This window comes from Spirillospora sp. NPDC048823 (assembly GCF_043198445.1).
GTDB lineage: Bacteria > Actinomycetota > Actinomycetes > Streptosporangiales > Streptosporangiaceae > Spirillospora.
Genome location: NZ_JBICUT010000005.1, coordinates 451296 through 467940, shown reverse-complemented (window position 1 = coordinate 467940; position 16645 = coordinate 451296). Strand labels below are relative to the sequence as shown.

Genomic DNA, 16645 nt, shown 5'->3' with positions numbered 1-16645 from the left:
CGGTCCCATCCCGAACCCGGAAGTTAAGCCCTTCAGCGCCGATGGTACTGCATGGGAGACTGTGTGGGAGAGTAGGACACCGCCGGACTCATATTGGTCGAGGGTCGCCCCGATTTTTGGGGCGGCCCTCGACGCATGTCGTGGGGCCGCAAAGTAGGCTGCAAGAGTCCACGGAACCACCCTTCAAGAACAGTGACGGACACGTGATGAGCGCGGAAGAGGACGGCCGTAGCGGCGACAACCGTGAGCGGCGGGGCGATGACGGAAGGCGGACCACGCCTCCCCGTCGTGGGGGCGGCGCTCGTGGCGGCCCGGGTGGCTCCGGTGGCCGTCAAGGCGGTGGTCCTCGTGGAGGAGCGCCTCGCGCCGGCGGGCAGCAGGGTGGCCGTGGCCGTCCCGGTGGCGGGAAGGACAAGGACCGGGACGCGCGTGGTAAGCGCGATGACCGGAAACCCGGCCGTCCGTTCAAGCGCTCCGATGACCGGCGAACAGACTCCCGTGAGGGACGTTCTGACGATCGTCGGGAAGGTCGTCCCAGCGGGCCGCGTGGAGAGCGCCGGGAAGGTCGCTTCAATGCGCCTCGCGGCGGTCAGAGCGGCGAGCGCCGGGAGGGACGGTCGGAAGGTCGTTCCGGTGGGCCGCGTGGTGAGCGGCCGCAAGGTCGCTTCAATGCGCCCCGTGGTGGTCAGAGCGGCGAGCGCCGGGAGGGGCGGCCGGAGGGTCGTCGGGAAAGCGGTCCGGGTGGTTCGCGTGGTGAGCGGCCGCAGGGTCGTTTCGGTGCGCCTCGTGGTGGTCAGGGCGGTGAGCGCCGGGAGGGACGGCCGGAGGGTCGTTCCGGTGGGCCGCGTGGTGAGCGGCCGCAGGGTCGTTTCGGTGCGCCTCGTGGCGGTCAGGGTGGCGAGCGCCGTGAGGGGCGTTACCCGGGAGCACGTGGTTCTCGCCCCGGCGAGGGAGGTGGCCCGCGTCGTGAGGGGCGACCGAACGGCCGCCAGACCGGTAGCGGCCAGGGGGAGCGCCGTTTCCAGGACCGCGACGACCGTGGCAGACGGGACGACCGCGGCAAACGGGATGAGCGACGGCCCGGTGGACGCCCGTTCGAAGGCAAGCGTGAAGGGCGCCCAGGAGATCGTGACCGGGCCTTCAAGGGACGCGGCGGGCCGAGGCGCCCGCAGGACGGTGGTGGACGCCCTACCGGGCCGCGCCGCGACCGCCCGGACCGGCGAACACACTCGGACGAGCGCGAGCGTCCCGCGCCGGTGTACGACGACCCGATCCTGCCGGACGACGTCACCGGCGAGGAGCTGGACGAGGAGGCACGGGCCGAACTGCGCACGCTGCCGAAGGAGTTGGCCGCGAAGGTCGCCCGGCATCTTGTGATGGCGGGTCGGCTGGCCGAGGAGGAGCCCGAGCGGGCCTACAAGCACGCGCGCGCCGCGCGTCGGCTCGCGTCGCGGGTCGGAGTCGTGCGGGAGGCGGCCGGGATCGCGGCCTACCACGCGGGCGAATGGTCGGAGGCGCTCGCGGAGCTGCGGGCCGCGCGTCGGCTCAGCGCCGGCGACGAGTCCTACCTGCCGGTGATGGCCGACTGCGAACGTGGTCTCGGACGTTCCGAACGCGCACTGGACCTGATCAAGTCGCCTGAGGCGAAGAGCCTCGACCCGATGGGCCGAGTCGAGCTGCGCATCGTCGAGTCCGGTGTACGCCGCGACCTTGGGCAGCTTGACGCGGCAGTTGTGACCTTGCAGATCCCCGAGCTTCGCGACAGGCGGCTCAGGCCGTGGTCGACGAGGCTGTTCTACGCCTACGCGGATGCGTTGGTGGAGGCCGGGCGGGAGGACGAGGCGTCCGACTGGTTCGCGCGTGCCGCGGCGGCCGACCGGGACGGCGACACCGACGCCGCCGAACGGTACGCCGAGCTCGAAGGCCTGCACATCGTCGACACCGAGGACCACGAAACCGAGGGCGACGAAACCGAAGGCGTCGTCGCCGAAGGTGTGGCTTCCGAGGTCACGGCTCCGGAGGACCTCGTTTCCCAGGAGGCCGCGCCTGAGGTCGCCACTGCCGATGGGGGCGAGTCCGATGGGGGCGTTGCGGAGAGCGCCGTTCCTGAGGGTGCCGAATCCGATGACGCCGTTCGGGTGGATGCGGGGGCTGAGGGCGTCGACGCCGAGGACGGCGGGTCCGCAGGGGGCGTGGCCGGCGCCGAGGAGGTGTCGGCGACCGACATCGAGTTCAAGGCCGCCGGGCCCGAGGAACCGGAGGCGCCCGGGGACGGGGCGCCGGACGTTTCCGTGGTGTTCCTGGAGCCGGAGCGGGCCGAGGAGGAGCAGCCGCCGTCCTCGGAATGACGTGTCCTACTTGACTGGCGGGTAGGTTTCGCCAGATATTCACGGGACCGTGCCGTTCGGGGGGCCGCCGGAGATGTCCGGTGGTGATCGACTCCTGGAGTGATCATGCCCCTGAACCGACGTATGTTCCTGCGTGCCGCCGCCGTCGCGGGTGGTACGACCGCCTTCTCGGGTGCCCTGTGGCAGCAGGCCTTCGCCTCGGGGCCGGCGCAGCCCGGCCCCAGCCCGTACGGTCCGCTTCAGGCCGTGGACGGCAACGGGCTCCAGCTCCCGGAGGGATTCTCGAGCCGGATCGTGGCGCGGTCCCTTCAGCGTGTGGAGGGGACGAGGCACACCTGGCATCCGGCGCCCGACGGCGGCGCGTGCTTCACCGACGGGGACGGCTGGATCTACGTCAGCAACTCGGAGGTCCCGATCGTCGGTGGGGTGTCCGCCGTGCGGTTCGACGCGTCCGGCAAGGTCACGTCCGCCTACCGGACCCTGAACGGCACCTCGCTCAACTGCGCCGGCGGTGCGACGCCGTGGAACACGTGGCTGTCGTGCGAGGAGCACGACTTCGGGCTCGTGTGGGAGACGGACCCGCGCGGCGAGGACTCGGCGGTGGCCCGTCCCGCGATGGGGCGGTTCAAGCACGAGGCCGCGGCGTCCGACCCCGAACGGAAGGTCGTCTACCTCACCGAGGACCAGTCCGACGGGTGCTTCTACCGGTTCCTGCCGCGGACGTGGGGCGACCTGTCGTCCGGGACGCTCGAAGTGCTGGTCGGCTCCGGAACGGGCCCCGTCCGGTGGGCGAAGGTGCCCAACCCCGAGTACTGGCTCACCGCGACGCGTGAGCAGGTGGCGGAGGCCATGCATTTCGACGGTGGCGAAGGCTGCTACTACACGAACGGCGTCTGCTACTTCACCACCAAGGGCGACGGCCGTGTGTGGGCGTACGACGCGGCCGCCGAGCGGCTGGACATCGCCTACGACGACGACCTCGTCACGAACGGCGAGGCGCCCCTGCACAACGTCGACAACCTGACCGGTACGTCGTCCGGTGACCTGTACGTCGCCGAGGACGGCGACAACATGGAGATCAACCTCATCACCCCCGACGGGATCGTGACTCCGTTCCTGCGCGTCGTCGGGCACGACGAGTCGGAGATCACCGGCCCGGCGTTCAGCCCGGACGGGTCGCGCCTGTACTTCTCGTCCCAGCGCGGCAAGAGCGGGTTCATCGCCGGGACGGACGGCTGCACGTTCGAGGTGACCGGCCCCTTCCGCCACTGAGACCCGCAGGCGGCCCGGAACCGGTCAGGCGTGCCTGCCCAGGGAGTGCATGATCCCGGCGACGTTGCTCTCGGCGCTGTTGAGGACCTCGTACTTGGCGGCCAGATCGGGGTCGACGTCGTCGCCCGTGATGGCGTAGCGGTCCTTGGTGCGGTCGACGACCGCCGCCACGGCGTGGTCGAGGTCGAGGCCCTGGTCCTTGGCGTCGCGGACGGCGTCCACCCAGATCCGCAGTTCCTCGGCCGACCGCTTCAGCGTGTCGTCGACCTCGGTCACGGGGCCGTAGTGCGCGAACAGCAGCCGCTGCGGGCCGAGCGACCGGAACCTGCCGAGCGAGGCCAGCGCGGTGTCGAGGTCGAAGTCCGGCGGCGGCGTCGCGGGCTTCACGTCGGCGGTCTCGGGGATGTAGATCCCGGCGGCGTCGCCGACGTAGAGGTCGCCGGTCTGGGAGTCCATCAGCCCGACATGGTGTTTGGCGTGGCCGGGGGAGTAGTGCGACTCCAGCCGCCGCCCGCCGCCCAGGTCGATGATGCCGGTGTCCTCGACGGCCCGGATCCGTGCCGCGTCCGTCGGTTTCAGTTCGCCGAACAAGGTGTCGAGGCTGTCGCCGTACACCATGCGGGCGCTGCGCATGAGCCGCGACGGGTCCGCCAGGTGCCGTGCGCCCTTCTCATGGACGACGACCTCCGCCTGCGGGTACATCCGGGCGATGTCGCCGACGCCGCCCGCGTGGTCCAGGTGGATGTGCGTGACGACCACGCTCGCCAGGTCGCCGGGCCCGATGCCCAGTTCCCGCAGGGCCCCCTGCACGACGGGTGCGGAGCCGGACGTGCCCGGCTCCACCAGGCAGGGCCGGTCGGACATGATCAGGTAGCCGGCGGTGATGCCGCTGTATCCGGCCATCCGCGTGTCGATCTCGTAGACGTCCCCGCCGAGCGGCGTGATCGTGGTCGTGGTGTCCATGCCCCGATCATCGTCCCCGGCGGCCCCCGGGGGCCACCCGTCCCGTCATCGGCCGTGGTCGAGGACGCGCAGGACGAGGCCGGTGCGGGGTTTGGGGCCGAACGAGGTCGACTTGCGGGGAACCCGCTCGCCCTCGCCCGCGACGGCCAGGACGTCCTCGGCCTTGAGGGGGTTCAGGATGACGGCGGTGCCGCCGGTGCGCCGGGCGCGGGCGATGGCGGCGGACGGGTCGTCGTGCACGACCTCGATGGCGTCCTCGTTCTCGGGGACGTTCCACACGCTCCCGATGAGGAGATGGTCGAGGACGGCGGTGTCGAGCCCCTGCCAGCGCGGCGAATGCTCGGACGGCATGGAGCGGGCCAGCGCACCGGAATCGGGGTCGGTGAGGAGGTGCAGCGACTCGTCCCCACCGAGGAGGAACGCGGGGCCGGGCACTTCGGCGAGCGCTTCGACCGCGTCCGCCTCGTCCCGGAAGTCGGTGACGCGGAAGACCTTACGGGCCTGTTCGACGGCGTCGTCCGGACGGAGGCCCGGCAGGACACGGTGAATCGCGCCCAGATGGGGCGGATAGCGCGTGGAGTCCACCAGCAGCGCCAGCCCGGCGTCCCATGGCCCGGGGCCGTCGCCGGCGGCGTGGTGGCGTGCCTGAAGGGCGCGGTAGGTGGCGTAGCGGTGGTGGCCGTCCGCGATGAGCGCCTGCTTGCCATGGATGTCGGCGGACACGCGAGCGTGCAGCGCCGGGTCGGTGATGCGCCACAGCCGGTGGGTGAGCCCGTCGTCCGCACGGAACTCCATCAGGGGCCTCCCTGCGGCCGTGTCGTCGACGATCCGCGCCGCGTCGCCGCCGCCCGGGTCGCCGGCGCGTTCGCCGTCCCCGCCGCCCTCGTAGACGAGGAAGATCGGCTCCAGGTTGGCGTTCGCGGCCGTCATCAGCGCGAGCCGGTCGCGGACCGGCCCGGGGAAGACGTTCTCGTGCGGCAGCACGACCCCGTCGGACTCCGCGCGCAGCCCCACGGCACCGATCAGGCCGCGTTGCAGGACCGTCCCGTCCCGGGACGCCTCGTAGACGTACAGGGCGGGATCGGGGTCGGTCGTGAGGGCGCCCTCGTCCAGCCAGCGGCGCAGCCGGTCACCCGCGGCGTCGTAGCCCTCCCCGGCCGCGCGCGGCAGGTTGAGCCGGACGATGTTGTGCCCGCCGCCCGCCAGCAGCCGCAGGGCCGCCGCCTCGTCGATCAGGTCGTACGGGGGCATGGTGACGGAGGCGAGGTCGCCGGCGACCTCGGGGACGAACCGGACGCCGCGGAAGGGGGTCAGCTCCAGGCCGCGGCCCGTCCGCGGCTCCGCCGTCCCGAAGATCCCGGCGCTGAACTCCTCCGGGGTGAGGCCGGAGGGGAGGTCGGAGGGGAGGTCGTCGTCCACCCTGGGCATGCTAATCACCTGGCGGGCGTACCTGGTCGGGGCGGGCCGTCCTGGTGCCGCGGATCGTCCGGTCGACGCGGGTACGGTCGGATTGCGAGGGAGGTCCACATGAGTCATCAAGGACCTGGGCGGCCGGAGGATTCCCCGGGAGATCAGGCCGCCTCGCCGGAGGGCGGGGTCTACGAGTGGTACACGCGGGGCCTGGAGCTGCTCCGGGCGGGCAGCTCCGCCGCCGCGGTGCAGCTGCTGGCCAGGGCCGCCGAGGCCGAGCCGGGGTCGCACAGCATCCGTGAGGCGCTCGCCCGCGCGCTTTTCGGGGCGCGGCGGTTCGGTGCCGCGGCCGAGAGCTTCCAGTCGATCATCGAGGAGGAGCCCGCCGAGGACTACGCGCGGTTCGGTCTCGGGCTGTGCCTGAGCCGGATGGGCGACTTCGAGGGCGCGGCCCGGCATCTGGCGCTCGCCGCCGCCATGCGCCCCGAGAACGAGGACTACGCGAAGGCGCTGCGGCACGCCAGGGCCACGCTCGCGTCCCGCGGCTGACCCGCGCCGCCCCGCACCACGTTTTACCGGCCGGTAACAATCCCCGTACGATCATGGTCATGAGGAGCCCGATGAAAGGCAGCGACCGTCCCCTGAGCGAGGCGTACGACGTCGCCCTGCTGGATCTCGACGGGGTCGTCTACGTCGGCAGCAGACCCGTCCCCGCGGCGGCGGAGTCGCTCGCCAAGGCCCGCGCGGCGGGGCAGCGGCTGGCGTTCGTGACCAACAACGCCTCCCGGACACCGTCGGCGGTCGCGGCGCTGCTCACCGACGTGGGCGTCCCGGCGGACGAGGAGGACGTGGTCACCTCGGCGCAGGCCGCGGCGCGGCTGCTCGCCGAACGGCTCCCCGCCGGGTCGGAGGTCCTCGTCGTGGGCGGCATGGGCCTGCGGCACGCCCTGTACGCGCACGGGCTCCGCCCGGTGTCCACCGCGGCCGGACGGCCCGCCGCCGTCGCGCAGGGCTACTACCCGGAGATCGGATACGGGCTGCTGTCCGAGGGCGCGCAGGCCGTCAGCATGGGTGCCCTGTTCGTCGGCTCCAACGGGGACCTCACCATCCCCGGCGGCGACGGGCCCCCGCACCCGGGCAACGGGTCCCTGCTCCGCGTGATCAGCTCCGCCACCGGCGTCGAGCCGATCGTCACCGGCAAGCCCGAGCGGCCGCTGCACCAGGAGTCGGTCCGGCGCACCGGCGCCCGCCGCCCCCTCGTGGTCGGCGACCGCCTCGACACCGACATCGAGGGCGCCAACAACGGGGACGCCGACAGCCTCCTCGTGTTCACCGGCGTCACCGGCCCCCTGGAGGCCCTCACCGCCCCGCCCGGCCGGCGTCCCACCTACCTGGCGCCCGACTTGACCGGCCTGCTCGTCCCGCACCCGGAGCCCGTCCGCGCGGACGGCGGCCACCGCTGCGGCGGATGGACGGCCCGCCGCGACGGCGGCGCGTTCACGCTCACCGGATCCGGAGACCCCTACGACGGCCTGCGCGCCCTCGCGTCCGCCGCCTGGGAGACCGGCACGCCGCCGCCCGCGGAATCCCTGACGGGCGCCGTGGAGTCCCTCTCCCTCTGACCCCCCCGGAGGGACATCGGCAGTTCGCCCGACGATCATCGTGCGAACGCCGGGACGTCGCGCCGCTGCCCGAACGTGTCCCCCGGACCGCATCGGCGGTTCCGCTGGACACGGAAGGAAGTGAGCCATGAGCGGCTGGCGCCGTACGGCAGTGGTGACGGGCCTCATCGGGGTCCTCGTGGGGACGGCTGGGCCCGTACTGGCCGGTGAGCACCGGCACGGCCCCGACCGGCGGGGAGGCAAGCACGCGTTCGACCTGCAGGCGCACCGCGGCGGCCTCGGGCTGGTGGTGGAGAGCACGTTGCCCGCGTTCGCCAACGCCCTCCGGGTCGGGGTGAGCACGCTGGAGCTGGACGTGCAGATCACCGAGGACGGGCAGGCGGTCGTCACGCACGACCGCAGGGTCAGCCAGGCCAAGTGCCGGGACACCGGCCCCGTCCGCCCGGACGACCCGGAGTACCCGTACGTCGGGAAGTACGTCAACACGCTCACCCTTGAGCAGGTGCGGACCCTGGACTGCGGTTCCCTGACCCTCCCCGCCCACCCCGGGCAGAAGGCCGCGCCCGGCGAGCGGATGCCGCTGCTGAGCGAGGTCTTCGGCCTCGTCCGCAAGTACCGGGCGTTCGGGGTGACGATGAACATCGAGACCAAGGTCGAGGCCGGGGCACCCAGGGAGACCGCGCCGCGCGAGCAGTTCGTCCAGGTCACGGTCCGTGAGATCCGGCGGGCGCGGATGCTGCGGCAGGTGACGATCCAGAGCTTCGACTGGGGCGCGCTGATGCGCATGCGGCAGGTCGAGCGCCGGCTTCCCCTCGTCGCGCTGACCAACTACGACTTCCTGCAGACGGGGCAGCCGGGCAGGTCGCCCTGGCTGGGCGGCATCGACATCGACGACTTCGGCGGTGACCCGCTCACGGCCGTCAAGTCGTTCGGCGCGTCGGCGTTCTCCCCGGTGCACGGGTTCCCGCAGAACGGCAAGGTCACCGATCCCGGTTACCGCCCGTACGTGACGAAGGCGATGATGGACCGGGCGCACCGGCTCGGCCTGAAGATCGTCCCCTGGACGGTGGACGACGAGCCGACCATGAACAAGCTCATCGACGACGGCGTGGACGGACTCATCACCGACCGCCCCGACCGGCTCCGGGCCGTCATGGCCGAGCGCCGCCTCAGGCTGCCCAGGGCCTACCGGGAGCGCTGATCAGAGAAGCCTGCGCAGGCGGAGCAGGTCGAAGATGCTCGCCTCGATCTTGAGGCGTCCCGCGGCCCACGCCTTGGCCGGGTTCAGCTCATCGTGGGCCATCGCGACGAGGTCGTCGCTGTCCATGGTGAGCCGGACCTGGGCCGCGCCCGGGTCGTCGTCCGGCTCGAACGGGTCGAGGCCGCCCCCGTGGAGACGGGTGCGGTAGGCCACCCCGAGATCCGGGATCAGGCAGCTGATCGTCCGCTCGACCACGTGCTCGGCGAACCGGTCGCCGTCCACGTCCTCCAGGCGCGCCGCGACACGGCCGAGCGCCGCCCGGCAGTCCTCCTCGTTCGCCATGGTCAGGCCGTTCCCCGTTCCTGCGACAACGATGTCGTTCAGGGACGGTAGCGTTCAGGATGAGCCGGAGGCGACTCGTCGCGGGCGCTCAGGGCCTACTGGGAGGTAAACGTGATGTCCGACGAGGCCGCGCAGGTGCCGGAGTCCCCGGCCGCGCAGGTGGTTCCGGCCCCGGACGAGCCGGAGATCCCCGCCGTCCCGCCACCCGACCCCACCGGCGACCCGCGCGTGGACGCCGCCGTGGCCCGCCTGGCCGAGCTGGGCGCGCGGCCCGTCTCCGAGCACGTGGAGATCTACGAGGACGTCCACCAGCGGCTCCAGGAGCTCCTCGCCTCCGCCGACCAGGACGGCCAGGAAGGCCAGAACGGCCAGGACGGCCAGGACGAGCGGCCCGGGCAGCCCCGCCCCGCCTTTCCCGACGCCCTCCGCCCCCGCCCGTGAGCACCAGGCGGCGTCTGGACGCGGAGCTCGTGCGGCGGGGGCTGGCCCGGTCGCGCGAGCACGCCGGGCAGCTCATCGGCGACCAGCGGGTGCGGGTCGGCGGGCAGACCGCGGCGAAGCCGGCGACGCAGGTGGAGACCGGTGCCGCGATCGTCGTGGCGGAGGCCGCCCGCGGCCCCGAGTACGTCTCGCGCGGCGGCCACAAGCTCGCCGGCGCCCTGGAGGCGTTCGGCGGCCTGGAGGTCGAGGGCCGCGTGTGCCTGGACGCGGGCGCCTCGACCGGCGGGTTCACCGACGTGCTGCTGCGGGCGGGCGCCGCGCACGTGTACGCGGTGGACGTCGGGTACGGGCAGATCGCGTGGTCATTGCGGACGGACGAACGGGTCACCGTCATGGAGCGGGTGAACATCCGCGAACTGGAGCCCGGGATGCTCGGCGGCACGCCTCCCGGCCTGGTCGTCGGCGATCTGTCGTTCATCTCCCTCAAGCTCGTCCTCGCGCCGGTGCAGGCGTGCGCGGCACCGGGCGCCGATTACGCGGTCATGGTGAAGCCGCAGTTCGAGGTCGGAAAGGACAGGGTCGGCGCGGGCGGTGTGGTGCGCGACCCCGAGCTGCGCGCCGAGGCGGTCCGGGGCGTGGCCGGGCACGCGGCGACGCTGGGCCTCGGCGTCCGGGGCGTGGCGGCCAGCCCGCTGCCGGGCCCGTCGGGGAACGTGGAATATTTCTTGTGGCTGCGTGCAGGTGCCCCGCCGTTGGACGAGGCCGACCTGGCCACGGCCATATCGGAGGGCCCGCAGTGATCGGCGCCGCTTCACGGGCCCGTACAGAAGGCGTCCGAACCGGGAACGTCCCCCACGGGGATGTTCGTCCAGACGTCTGTACGCGGTAGCGCGTCGGGGAGTGGGGCGAGAGCATGAGCAAAAGGTCGGTGCTGGTCGTGGCGCACACGGGGCGTCCCGAGGCGGTCCGCAGCGCCCAGCTGGTCATCGAGCGGCTCAGCGAGGCCGGGATCTGCGTGCGGGTCCTGGACGACGAGGCCGCGGCGATCGGCGCCTCGGGCGTCGACGTCATGCCCAGCACGGCGGCGGCGGCCGACGGCGCCGAGGTCGTCATGGTCCTCGGCGGGGACGGGACGCTGCTGCGCGCCGCCGACCTGACCCGCACGTCCGGCACGGCGCTGCTCGGCGTGAACCTCGGCCATGTCGGGTTCCTCGCCGAGGCCGAGCGGGAGGACCTCGCCGCCACCGTCGACCGCGTCGTGACCCGCCGCTACGACGTCGAGGAGCGCATGACGATCGACGTCACCGCGCGCCGCAACGGCACGGTCATGGGCACGACGTGGGCGCTGAACGAGGCGAGCATCGAGAAGGGCGAGCGGGAGCGGATGCTGGAGGTCGTCGCCGAGATCGACGGCCGGCCGCTGTCGAACTGGGGCTGCGACGGCGTGGTGTGCGCCACACCGACCGGATCCACCGCGTACGCGTTCTCGGCCGGCGGGCCGGTGGTGTGGCCGGAGGTCGAGGCGATGCTGGTCGTGCCGATCAGCGCGCATTCGCTGTTCGCGCGGCCGCTGGTGGTGTCGCCGCGCTCGTCGGTGGCGGTGGAGGTGCTGCCCGGCACGCCCCGCGCCGTCCTGTGGTGCGACGGCCGCCGCACCCTCGACCTGCCCCCGGGCGCGCGGGTGGAGGTCAGGCGCGGCGCCGAGCCGGTGAGGCTGGCGCGGCTGCACCTCACCCCGTTCACCGACCGGCTGGTCACGAAGTTCGGGCTTCCCGTGACGGGCTGGCGGGGCCGGGTCCGCCAGCCCGCGCGCCCGTCCCCTCCGCTGCAGGATTCGCAGGTCGGGGACGCCCCGGCGGCGGGCGGCATCGTCGGCCATCCGGGGCCGGGCGTGCTCCGCCGCGGCGGTCCCGCGGCGCCGGACGGGGAAGCGCCCGGCGAGGAGAGGGGATAATCTCCACAGGCGCTGATCCGGGATCTGTTTGCGGAGGGTTGTGACGCTGGTGCGCCCGATGGTCGATGAGGTGCGGATTCAGGGCCTCGGAGTGATCGACGAGGCCGTGCTCGATCTGTCCCCGGGGTTCAACGTCGTGACCGGTGAGACCGGGGCGGGCAAGACGATGGTGGTCACGAGCCTCGGGCTGCTGTTCGGCGGCCGCGCCGACCCGCAGCGGGTCCGGCCCGGCGCCGACCGCGCCACCGTGGAGGGGCGCATCGTCGTCGATCCGGGCGGCCGCGTCGTGGAACGCGTCGAGGAGTCCGGAGGCGAACTGGACGACGGCGCGCTGATCGTCACCCGGTCGGTGTCGGCGGAGGGCCGCTCCCGCGCGTTCCTCGGCGGGCGGTCCGTCCCGGTGAACGTGCTGATCAACCTCGCGGACGATCTCGTCGCCGTGCACGGGCAGTCCGACCAGCAGCGGCTGCTGCAGTCGGCGCGCCAGCGCGGCGCCCTCGACCGCTACGCGGGCGGCGCGCTGACCAAGCCGATGCGCGCCTACACCAAGGCGTACCAGCGGCACCGGCAGGTCACCGCGCTGCTGGAGGAGCTGACGACGCGGGCGCGCGAGCGGTCCCAGGAGGCGGACGTGCTCCGCTTCGGCCTGGAGGAGATCGAGAAGGTCGACCCGAAGGACGGCGAGGACACCGACCTCGCCGCCGAGGAGGAGCGGCTCGGGCACGCCGACGCGCTGCGCGGCGCCGCCGACACCGCCCACGAGGCGCTGCTCGGCGACGCGGCGGCCGCGTTCGAGGCCGCGAACGTGACGAACCTGCTCGGCCAGGCACGCAACGCGCTGGACGCCGTCCGCGAGCACGACCCGGAGCTGGCGGCGCTCGCCGACCGGCTCGCCGAGGCCGGCTACCTGGTCGCCGACGTCGGCACCGACCTCGCGTCCTACGCCGAGTCGGTGGACGCCGACCCGGCGCGGCTCGCGGTCGTCCAGGAGCGGCGGGCCGAGCTGACCGGGCTGATCCGCAAGTACGGCGGCCCGGACGCGACGGTCGCGGAGGTCCTGGAGTGGGCGCGGCGGTCCGCGGCGCGGCTGACGGAACTGGAGGGCGACGACGACCGCATCGAGGGGCTGCGGGCCGAGCACGCGGAGCTGACCGAGCGGCTCGCCGCGGAGGCGGGGGAGCTGACCGAGGTCCGCACCCGCGCCGCCGAGCGGTTCTCCGGCGCCGTCACCGAGGAGCTGACCGCGCTGGCGATGCCGCACGCCCGCGTCATCGTCACCGTCGCGCCGACCGGGGACTACGGCCCCCACGGCCTCGACGAGGTGGAGGTGCGGCTCGCGCCGCATCCGGGCGCCAACCCGCTGCCGCTGCACAAGGGCGCCTCGGGCGGTGAGCTGTCCCGGGTGATGCTGGCGATCGAGGTCGTGTTCGCCGGTGCCGACCCGGTGCCGACGTTCGTGTTCGACGAGGTCGACGCGGGCGTCGGAGGCAAGGCGGCGGTGGAGATCGGGCGGCGGCTCGCGCGGCTGGCCCGCAACGCCCAGGTGATCGTCGTCACGCACCTGCCGCAGGTCGCGGCGTTCGCCGACCAGCATCTCCTGGTGGAGAAGTCCGACGACGGCACCGTCACCAGCAGCGGCGTCACCGCACTGGACAGGGAGGGGCGGGTACGGGAGCTGTCGCGGATGCTCGCCGGCCTGGAGGACTCCGAGCTCGGCCGCGCCCACGCCGAAGAACTCCTCGCCATGGCGTCCGAAGAACGGTGACAGCCCGCCACCGCGCGAAAAGCTACAGAGGGTACACGAACGGACACGCCTGGACAGTCGTCCTTTCCGGCGATCGCCTCCGCGCTCTGGCAGGATGGTCGGTGATGAACGACCCGTCACCCACCACCGAGCGGCGCGTCCGGCTGGCACAGAAACTGCCGCTGCGCGTGCTCGCGCTCGGCCGCGGCCGCGACGACGGCCGGCCCGGGGTCAGCGCCACGGTCCGGCTCGACCGCCGCACCAAGGACCTGACCAAGCGCCTGCAACCCGGCGAGGTCGCGGTGATCGACCATGTCGATCTCGACCGCGTCAGCGCCGAGGCGCTGGTGGCGTGCCAGGTCGGCGCCGTCGTCAACGTCGCGCCCAGCATCTCGGGCCGGTACCCGAACCTCGGCCCGCAGATCCTGCTGCAGGCCGGCATCCCGCTGGTCGACGACATCGGGCCGGAGATCTTCGCCAAGCTGCAGGAGGGCGACCAGGTCCGCGTCGAGGGCCCCGCCGTGCACCGCGGCGACGACGTCGTCGCCAAGGGCACCGAGCAGACCGCCGAGTCCGTGGAGACGGCGCTCACCGAGGCGAAGGCGGGCCTCGCGAGCCAGCTGGAGGCGTTCGTCGCCAACACGATGGAGTACGTCAAGCGCGAGCGCGACCTGCTCATCGACGGCGTCGGCGTCCCCGAGGTCACCACGAAGCTCAATGGGCGGCACGCGCTGATCGTCGTCCGCGGCTACCACTACCGCGAGGACATCGCGACGCTGCGGCCCTACATCCGCGAGTACCGTCCCGTCCTGATCGGGGTGGACGGCGGCGCCGACGCGCTGCTGGAGGCCGGCTACCGCCCCGACATGATCGTCGGGGACATGGACTCGGTGTCCGACGACGCGCTGACGTGCGGCGCCGAGATCGTCGTGCACGCCTACCGGGACGGCCGCGCGCCCGGCCTGCAGCGGGTGCACGACCTCGGCCAGGAGGCGGTGACGTTCCCCGCCACCGCCACCAGCGAGGACATCGCGATGCTGCTCGCCGACGAGAAGGGCGCCACGCTCATCGTCGCGGTCGGCACGCACGCCAACATGGTGGAGTTCCTCGACAAGGGCCGCGCCGGCATGGCCTCCACGTTCCTCACGCGGCTCCGGGTGGGCAGCAAGCTCGTGGACGCCAAGGGCGTCAGCCGGCTCTACCGCAGCCGGATCTCCACCTGGTCGCTGCTGTTCCTCGTCCTCGGCGCGTTCATCGCCATCGTCACCGCCGTCGCCATGTCCCCGGCGGGGGACGTCATCAGTCCCCTGCTCGCCGACCGCTGGCACGCCTTCGTCTTCTGGCTGACCGGACTCTTCACGTGATCGATTTCCGATACCACCTCGTCTCCATCGTCGCGATCTTCCTGGCGCTGGCGCTCGGCATCGTGCTGGGCTCCACGACGCTGTCGGACTCGGTGAGCGACACCCTGCGGCAGCAGGCGAACCAGGCCGCCAAGACCGCCCAGCAGGCCCGCAACCAGCAGCGGCAGCTGCAGCAGCAGGTGAACGGGCAGGAGCAGTTCGCCAACGTGCTGGCGCCGCAGATCGTCGTGAACCGGCTGAAGGACCAGTCCGTCGTGATGATCGAGACGCCGGGCGCGGGCAACGACAGCATTGAGCAGGTCAGCGAGCTGGCCAAGAACGCGGGCGCCGCCGTCACCGGCCGCGTCACGATCCAGAAGAAGCTCCTGGACGACGACCAGCGGATCACCGTCGACGAACTCGCCACGCAACTGAAGGCCGACGACGTCACGTTCCCCGAGAACGCGGGCGCCTACGAGAAGGCGGGCGCGGTCCTCGCGGACGCCCTGGTCACCCAGGACCCCACCCAGTCCGGCCGTGAGGACGCCGCCAGCGGCGCCGTCCTGAACGGCTTCAAGGAGGCCGGGTACATCACCGCGAGCGGCAAGCCGGGGCAGCACGCGACGCTCGCCGTGATGATCGGGCCCGCCACCCCGTACGCCTACGACGGCGGCGGTGACGACAACAAGGCGCTGATCTCGCTGGCCACCGCACTCGACGCCGCCGGGCGCGGTACGGTCGTCGGTGGCCCCTCCACCTCCGCGCAGGAGGGCGGGCTGATCGCGGCGCTGCGCGACTCCGACGCCGAGGAGTCGGTCTCCACCGTCGACGTGGTGGACACCGCCTCGGGGCAGGTCGTGACGATCCTGGCGCTGCAGAACGAGATGGGCGGCAAGTCCGGGCAGTACGGGACGGGTGCCGGTGTGAGCGGCTACCTGCCCTCGCCCGCGCCCACGGCGGGGAAGAACGGGTGACCTGATGAAGCGACGCTTCGCCTCCGGCTCGGCGCGGACCGCACGGCTGCTGGCCGGTGCGGGCCTGGGCGCCGCCGCCGCACGCGCCGCCTACACGGCGATGACGCGCAACCCCCCCGGCCTCAACGGGCTGCCGGGCGAGGAGGTGTGGGGCCGCACCAACCACCGCGGCGAGCCGGTGACGCTGCTGGAGGGGCCCGCGGTCGTCGCGGGCGCCGCCGCGGCCGGGCTGCTGGCGCCCGGCGTGGAAGGCCGGATGCGCGCAGCCGCGCTACTCGCGGGCGCCGGGTCCGGGCTGCTGGGCGGCTACGACGACCTGGCGGGCTCCGCCTCGTCCCGCGGTTTCAAGGGCCACCTGACCGCGCTGGCCCGCGGCGAGGTCACCAGCGGCGCCGTGAAGATCCTCGGCATCGGCGCGACCGGGCTGGCCGCCGCCGCCGTCGCCGGGTCGCCCGCCCCGTCCCGGCCGGGCCGCGCGTTCGACGCCCTCGTCAACGGCGCGATCATCGCCGGGTCCGCGAACCTGATGAACCTGTTCGACCTGCGTCCGGGCCGCGCCATCAAGGTCGGCGTGATCACCGGTGCGCCGCTGGCGCTGGCGCGGCCGTCGTCCGCCGTCGTGGCCGCGCCGCTCGGCGCCGCCGCCGCGCTGCTGCCCGAGGACCTCGCCGAACGCGCGATGCTCGGCGACACCGGCTCCAACGCGCTCGGCGCGCTGCTCGGCCTGGCCGCCACCCGGCTCGGCCGCCGCCCGCGCCTGGCCGTGCTGGCCGGGCTGGCCGGGCTGAACGCCGCCAGCGAGTTCGTCAGCTTCACCAAGGTCATCGCGGGCAACCCGGTGCTGAACCGGCTCGACATGCTCGGCCGCCGCCCGGTGGCCGCGACCGTGCCCGCACCCGCGTCCCCCGGCGCGGCGGAGAAGCCCGACGTGCGGGACGCGTTCCGCACGTCCGTCCCGCCGCAGCCGGGGTCGGCGGGCGACGGCGTCACCGCCGGTCCCGCGTAGGCCGGCCGGACACCCCCCGCAGAAC

The 16645-nt window shown here is 73.2% G+C and carries 14 protein-coding genes, 1 rRNA gene and 1 pseudogene; 13 read left to right on the top strand and 3 right to left on the bottom strand.

The window, feature by feature from the left end; all coding sequences use genetic code 11:
* The 3 genes from rrf to ACGFK0_RS15620 all read left to right on the top strand — a co-directional run.
* Positions 1 to 88 (top strand): 5S ribosomal RNA (rrf, locus tag ACGFK0_RS15630); the annotation flags it as partial.
* Between the two features lie 1168 nt (positions 89 to 1256).
* Positions 1257 to 2348: a hypothetical protein gene (locus tag ACGFK0_RS15625; protein WP_392905102.1), complete on the top strand. Its 1092-nt coding sequence runs from the start codon at positions 1257 to 1259 to the stop codon at positions 2346 to 2348.
* Positions 2349 to 2453: 105 nt separating this feature from the next.
* Complete coding sequence (locus ACGFK0_RS15620) at positions 2454 to 3620, top strand: alkaline phosphatase PhoX (RefSeq protein ID WP_392905099.1); 1167 nt, start codon at positions 2454 to 2456, stop codon at positions 3618 to 3620.
* A 24-nt stretch (positions 3621 to 3644) separates the two neighbouring features.
* Here the strand turns inward: ACGFK0_RS15620 and ACGFK0_RS15615 are convergent, their stop codons facing one another.
* Together ACGFK0_RS15615 and ACGFK0_RS15610 are read right to left on the bottom strand one after the other, a co-directional pair.
* On the bottom strand, positions 3645 to 4583 hold the full coding sequence (locus ACGFK0_RS15615) for an MBL fold metallo-hydrolase (protein ID WP_392905097.1): 939 nt from the start codon (positions 4581 to 4583) through the stop codon (positions 3645 to 3647).
* A gap of 45 nt (positions 4584 to 4628) precedes the next feature.
* Positions 4629 to 6011, bottom strand: coding sequence for a DUF1015 family protein (locus tag ACGFK0_RS15610; protein WP_392905095.1), 1383 nt, complete (start codon positions 6009 to 6011; stop codon positions 4629 to 4631).
* A 99-nt stretch (positions 6012 to 6110) separates the two neighbouring features.
* Here ACGFK0_RS15610 and ACGFK0_RS15605 point away from each other — a divergent pair, with 99 nt between their 5' ends.
* The 3 genes from ACGFK0_RS15605 to ACGFK0_RS15595 all read left to right on the top strand — a co-directional run bounded on the left by ACGFK0_RS15605 (position 6111) and on the right by ACGFK0_RS15595 (position 8816).
* Positions 6111 to 6542, top strand: coding sequence for a tetratricopeptide repeat protein (locus ACGFK0_RS15605; protein ID WP_392905093.1), 432 nt, complete (start codon positions 6111 to 6113; stop codon positions 6540 to 6542).
* A gap of 71 nt (positions 6543 to 6613) precedes the next feature.
* Positions 6614 to 7615, top strand: coding sequence for an HAD-IIA family hydrolase (locus ACGFK0_RS15600; protein WP_392905157.1), 1002 nt, complete (start codon positions 6614 to 6616; stop codon positions 7613 to 7615).
* Positions 7616 to 7742: 127 nt separating this feature from the next.
* Complete coding sequence (locus ACGFK0_RS15595; protein WP_392905090.1) at positions 7743 to 8816, top strand: glycerophosphodiester phosphodiesterase family protein; 1074 nt, start codon at positions 7743 to 7745, stop codon at positions 8814 to 8816.
* On the opposite strand, the gene ACGFK0_RS15590 is transcribed toward ACGFK0_RS15595, so the two are convergent.
* A complete protein-coding gene (locus tag ACGFK0_RS15590; protein ID WP_392905088.1) occupies positions 8817 to 9158 on the bottom strand; it encodes an SCP2 sterol-binding domain-containing protein in 342 nt (113 codons plus the stop codon). It abuts the gene before it with no gap.
* A gap of 111 nt (positions 9159 to 9269) precedes the next feature.
* Between ACGFK0_RS15590 and ACGFK0_RS15585 the strand changes: the two genes are divergently transcribed.
* From ACGFK0_RS15585 to ACGFK0_RS15555, 7 genes and pseudogenes are all read left to right on the top strand, one after another.
* Complete coding sequence (locus tag ACGFK0_RS15585) at positions 9270 to 9599, top strand: hypothetical protein (protein ID WP_392905085.1); 330 nt, start codon at positions 9270 to 9272, stop codon at positions 9597 to 9599.
* A complete protein-coding gene (locus tag ACGFK0_RS15580) occupies positions 9596 to 10399 on the top strand; it encodes a TlyA family RNA methyltransferase (RefSeq protein ID WP_392905083.1) in 804 nt (267 codons plus the stop codon). Before ACGFK0_RS15585 ends, ACGFK0_RS15580 begins: the two co-directional genes overlap by 4 nt.
* 113 nt (positions 10400 to 10512) lie before the next feature.
* A pseudogene (locus tag ACGFK0_RS15575) lies at positions 10513 to 11400 on the top strand (NAD kinase); the annotation flags it as partial.
* Between the two features lie 211 nt (positions 11401 to 11611).
* Positions 11612 to 13318: a DNA repair protein RecN gene (gene recN / locus ACGFK0_RS15570; protein ID WP_392905155.1), complete on the top strand. Its 1707-nt coding sequence runs from the start codon at positions 11612 to 11614 to the stop codon at positions 13316 to 13318.
* Between the two features lie 104 nt (positions 13319 to 13422).
* Positions 13423 to 14661 carry a putative cytokinetic ring protein SteA gene (gene steA, locus ACGFK0_RS15565; protein ID WP_392905080.1) on the top strand — a complete coding sequence of 413 codons (1239 nt, stop codon included), beginning with the start codon at positions 13423 to 13425 and terminating at the stop codon, positions 14659 to 14661.
* Complete coding sequence (locus ACGFK0_RS15560) at positions 14658 to 15614, top strand: copper transporter (protein WP_392905078.1); 957 nt, start codon at positions 14658 to 14660, stop codon at positions 15612 to 15614. Before steA ends, ACGFK0_RS15560 begins: the two co-directional genes overlap by 4 nt.
* A 4-nt stretch (positions 15615 to 15618) precedes the next feature.
* On the top strand, positions 15619 to 16620 hold the full coding sequence (locus tag ACGFK0_RS15555; protein ID WP_392905076.1) for a hypothetical protein: 1002 nt from the start codon (positions 15619 to 15621) through the stop codon (positions 16618 to 16620).
* The last annotated feature ends 25 nt before the right edge of the window (positions 16621 to 16645 follow it).

Excerpts from the sequence above, each read along its gene's own strand:
- ACGFK0_RS15555 (WP_392905076.1), top strand. The coding sequence starts at position 15,619 with ATGAAGCGACGCTTCGCCTCCGGCTCGGCGCGGACCGCACGGCTGCTG.
- steA (WP_392905080.1), top strand. The coding sequence starts at position 13,423 with ATGAACGACCCGTCACCCACCACCGAGCGGCGCGTCCGGCTGGCACAG.
- ACGFK0_RS15620 (WP_392905099.1), top strand. The coding sequence starts at position 2,454 with ATGCCCCTGAACCGACGTATGTTCCTGCGTGCCGCCGCCGTCGCGGGT.
- ACGFK0_RS15600 (WP_392905157.1), top strand. The coding sequence starts at position 6,614 with ATGAAAGGCAGCGACCGTCCCCTGAGCGAGGCGTACGACGTCGCCCTG.
- ACGFK0_RS15595 (WP_392905090.1), top strand. The coding sequence starts at position 7,743 with ATGAGCGGCTGGCGCCGTACGGCAGTGGTGACGGGCCTCATCGGGGTC.
- ACGFK0_RS15605 (WP_392905093.1), top strand. The coding sequence starts at position 6,111 with ATGAGTCATCAAGGACCTGGGCGGCCGGAGGATTCCCCGGGAGATCAG.
- ACGFK0_RS15610 (WP_392905095.1), bottom strand. The coding sequence starts at position 6,011 with ATGCCCAGGGTGGACGACGACCTCCCCTCCGACCTCCCCTCCGGCCTC.
- recN (WP_392905155.1), top strand. The coding sequence starts at position 11,612 with ATGGTCGATGAGGTGCGGATTCAGGGCCTCGGAGTGATCGACGAGGCC.
- ACGFK0_RS15590 (WP_392905088.1), bottom strand. The coding sequence starts at position 9,158 with ATGGCGAACGAGGAGGACTGCCGGGCGGCGCTCGGCCGTGTCGCGGCG.
- ACGFK0_RS15615 (WP_392905097.1), bottom strand. The coding sequence starts at position 4,583 with ATGGACACCACGACCACGATCACGCCGCTCGGCGGGGACGTCTACGAG.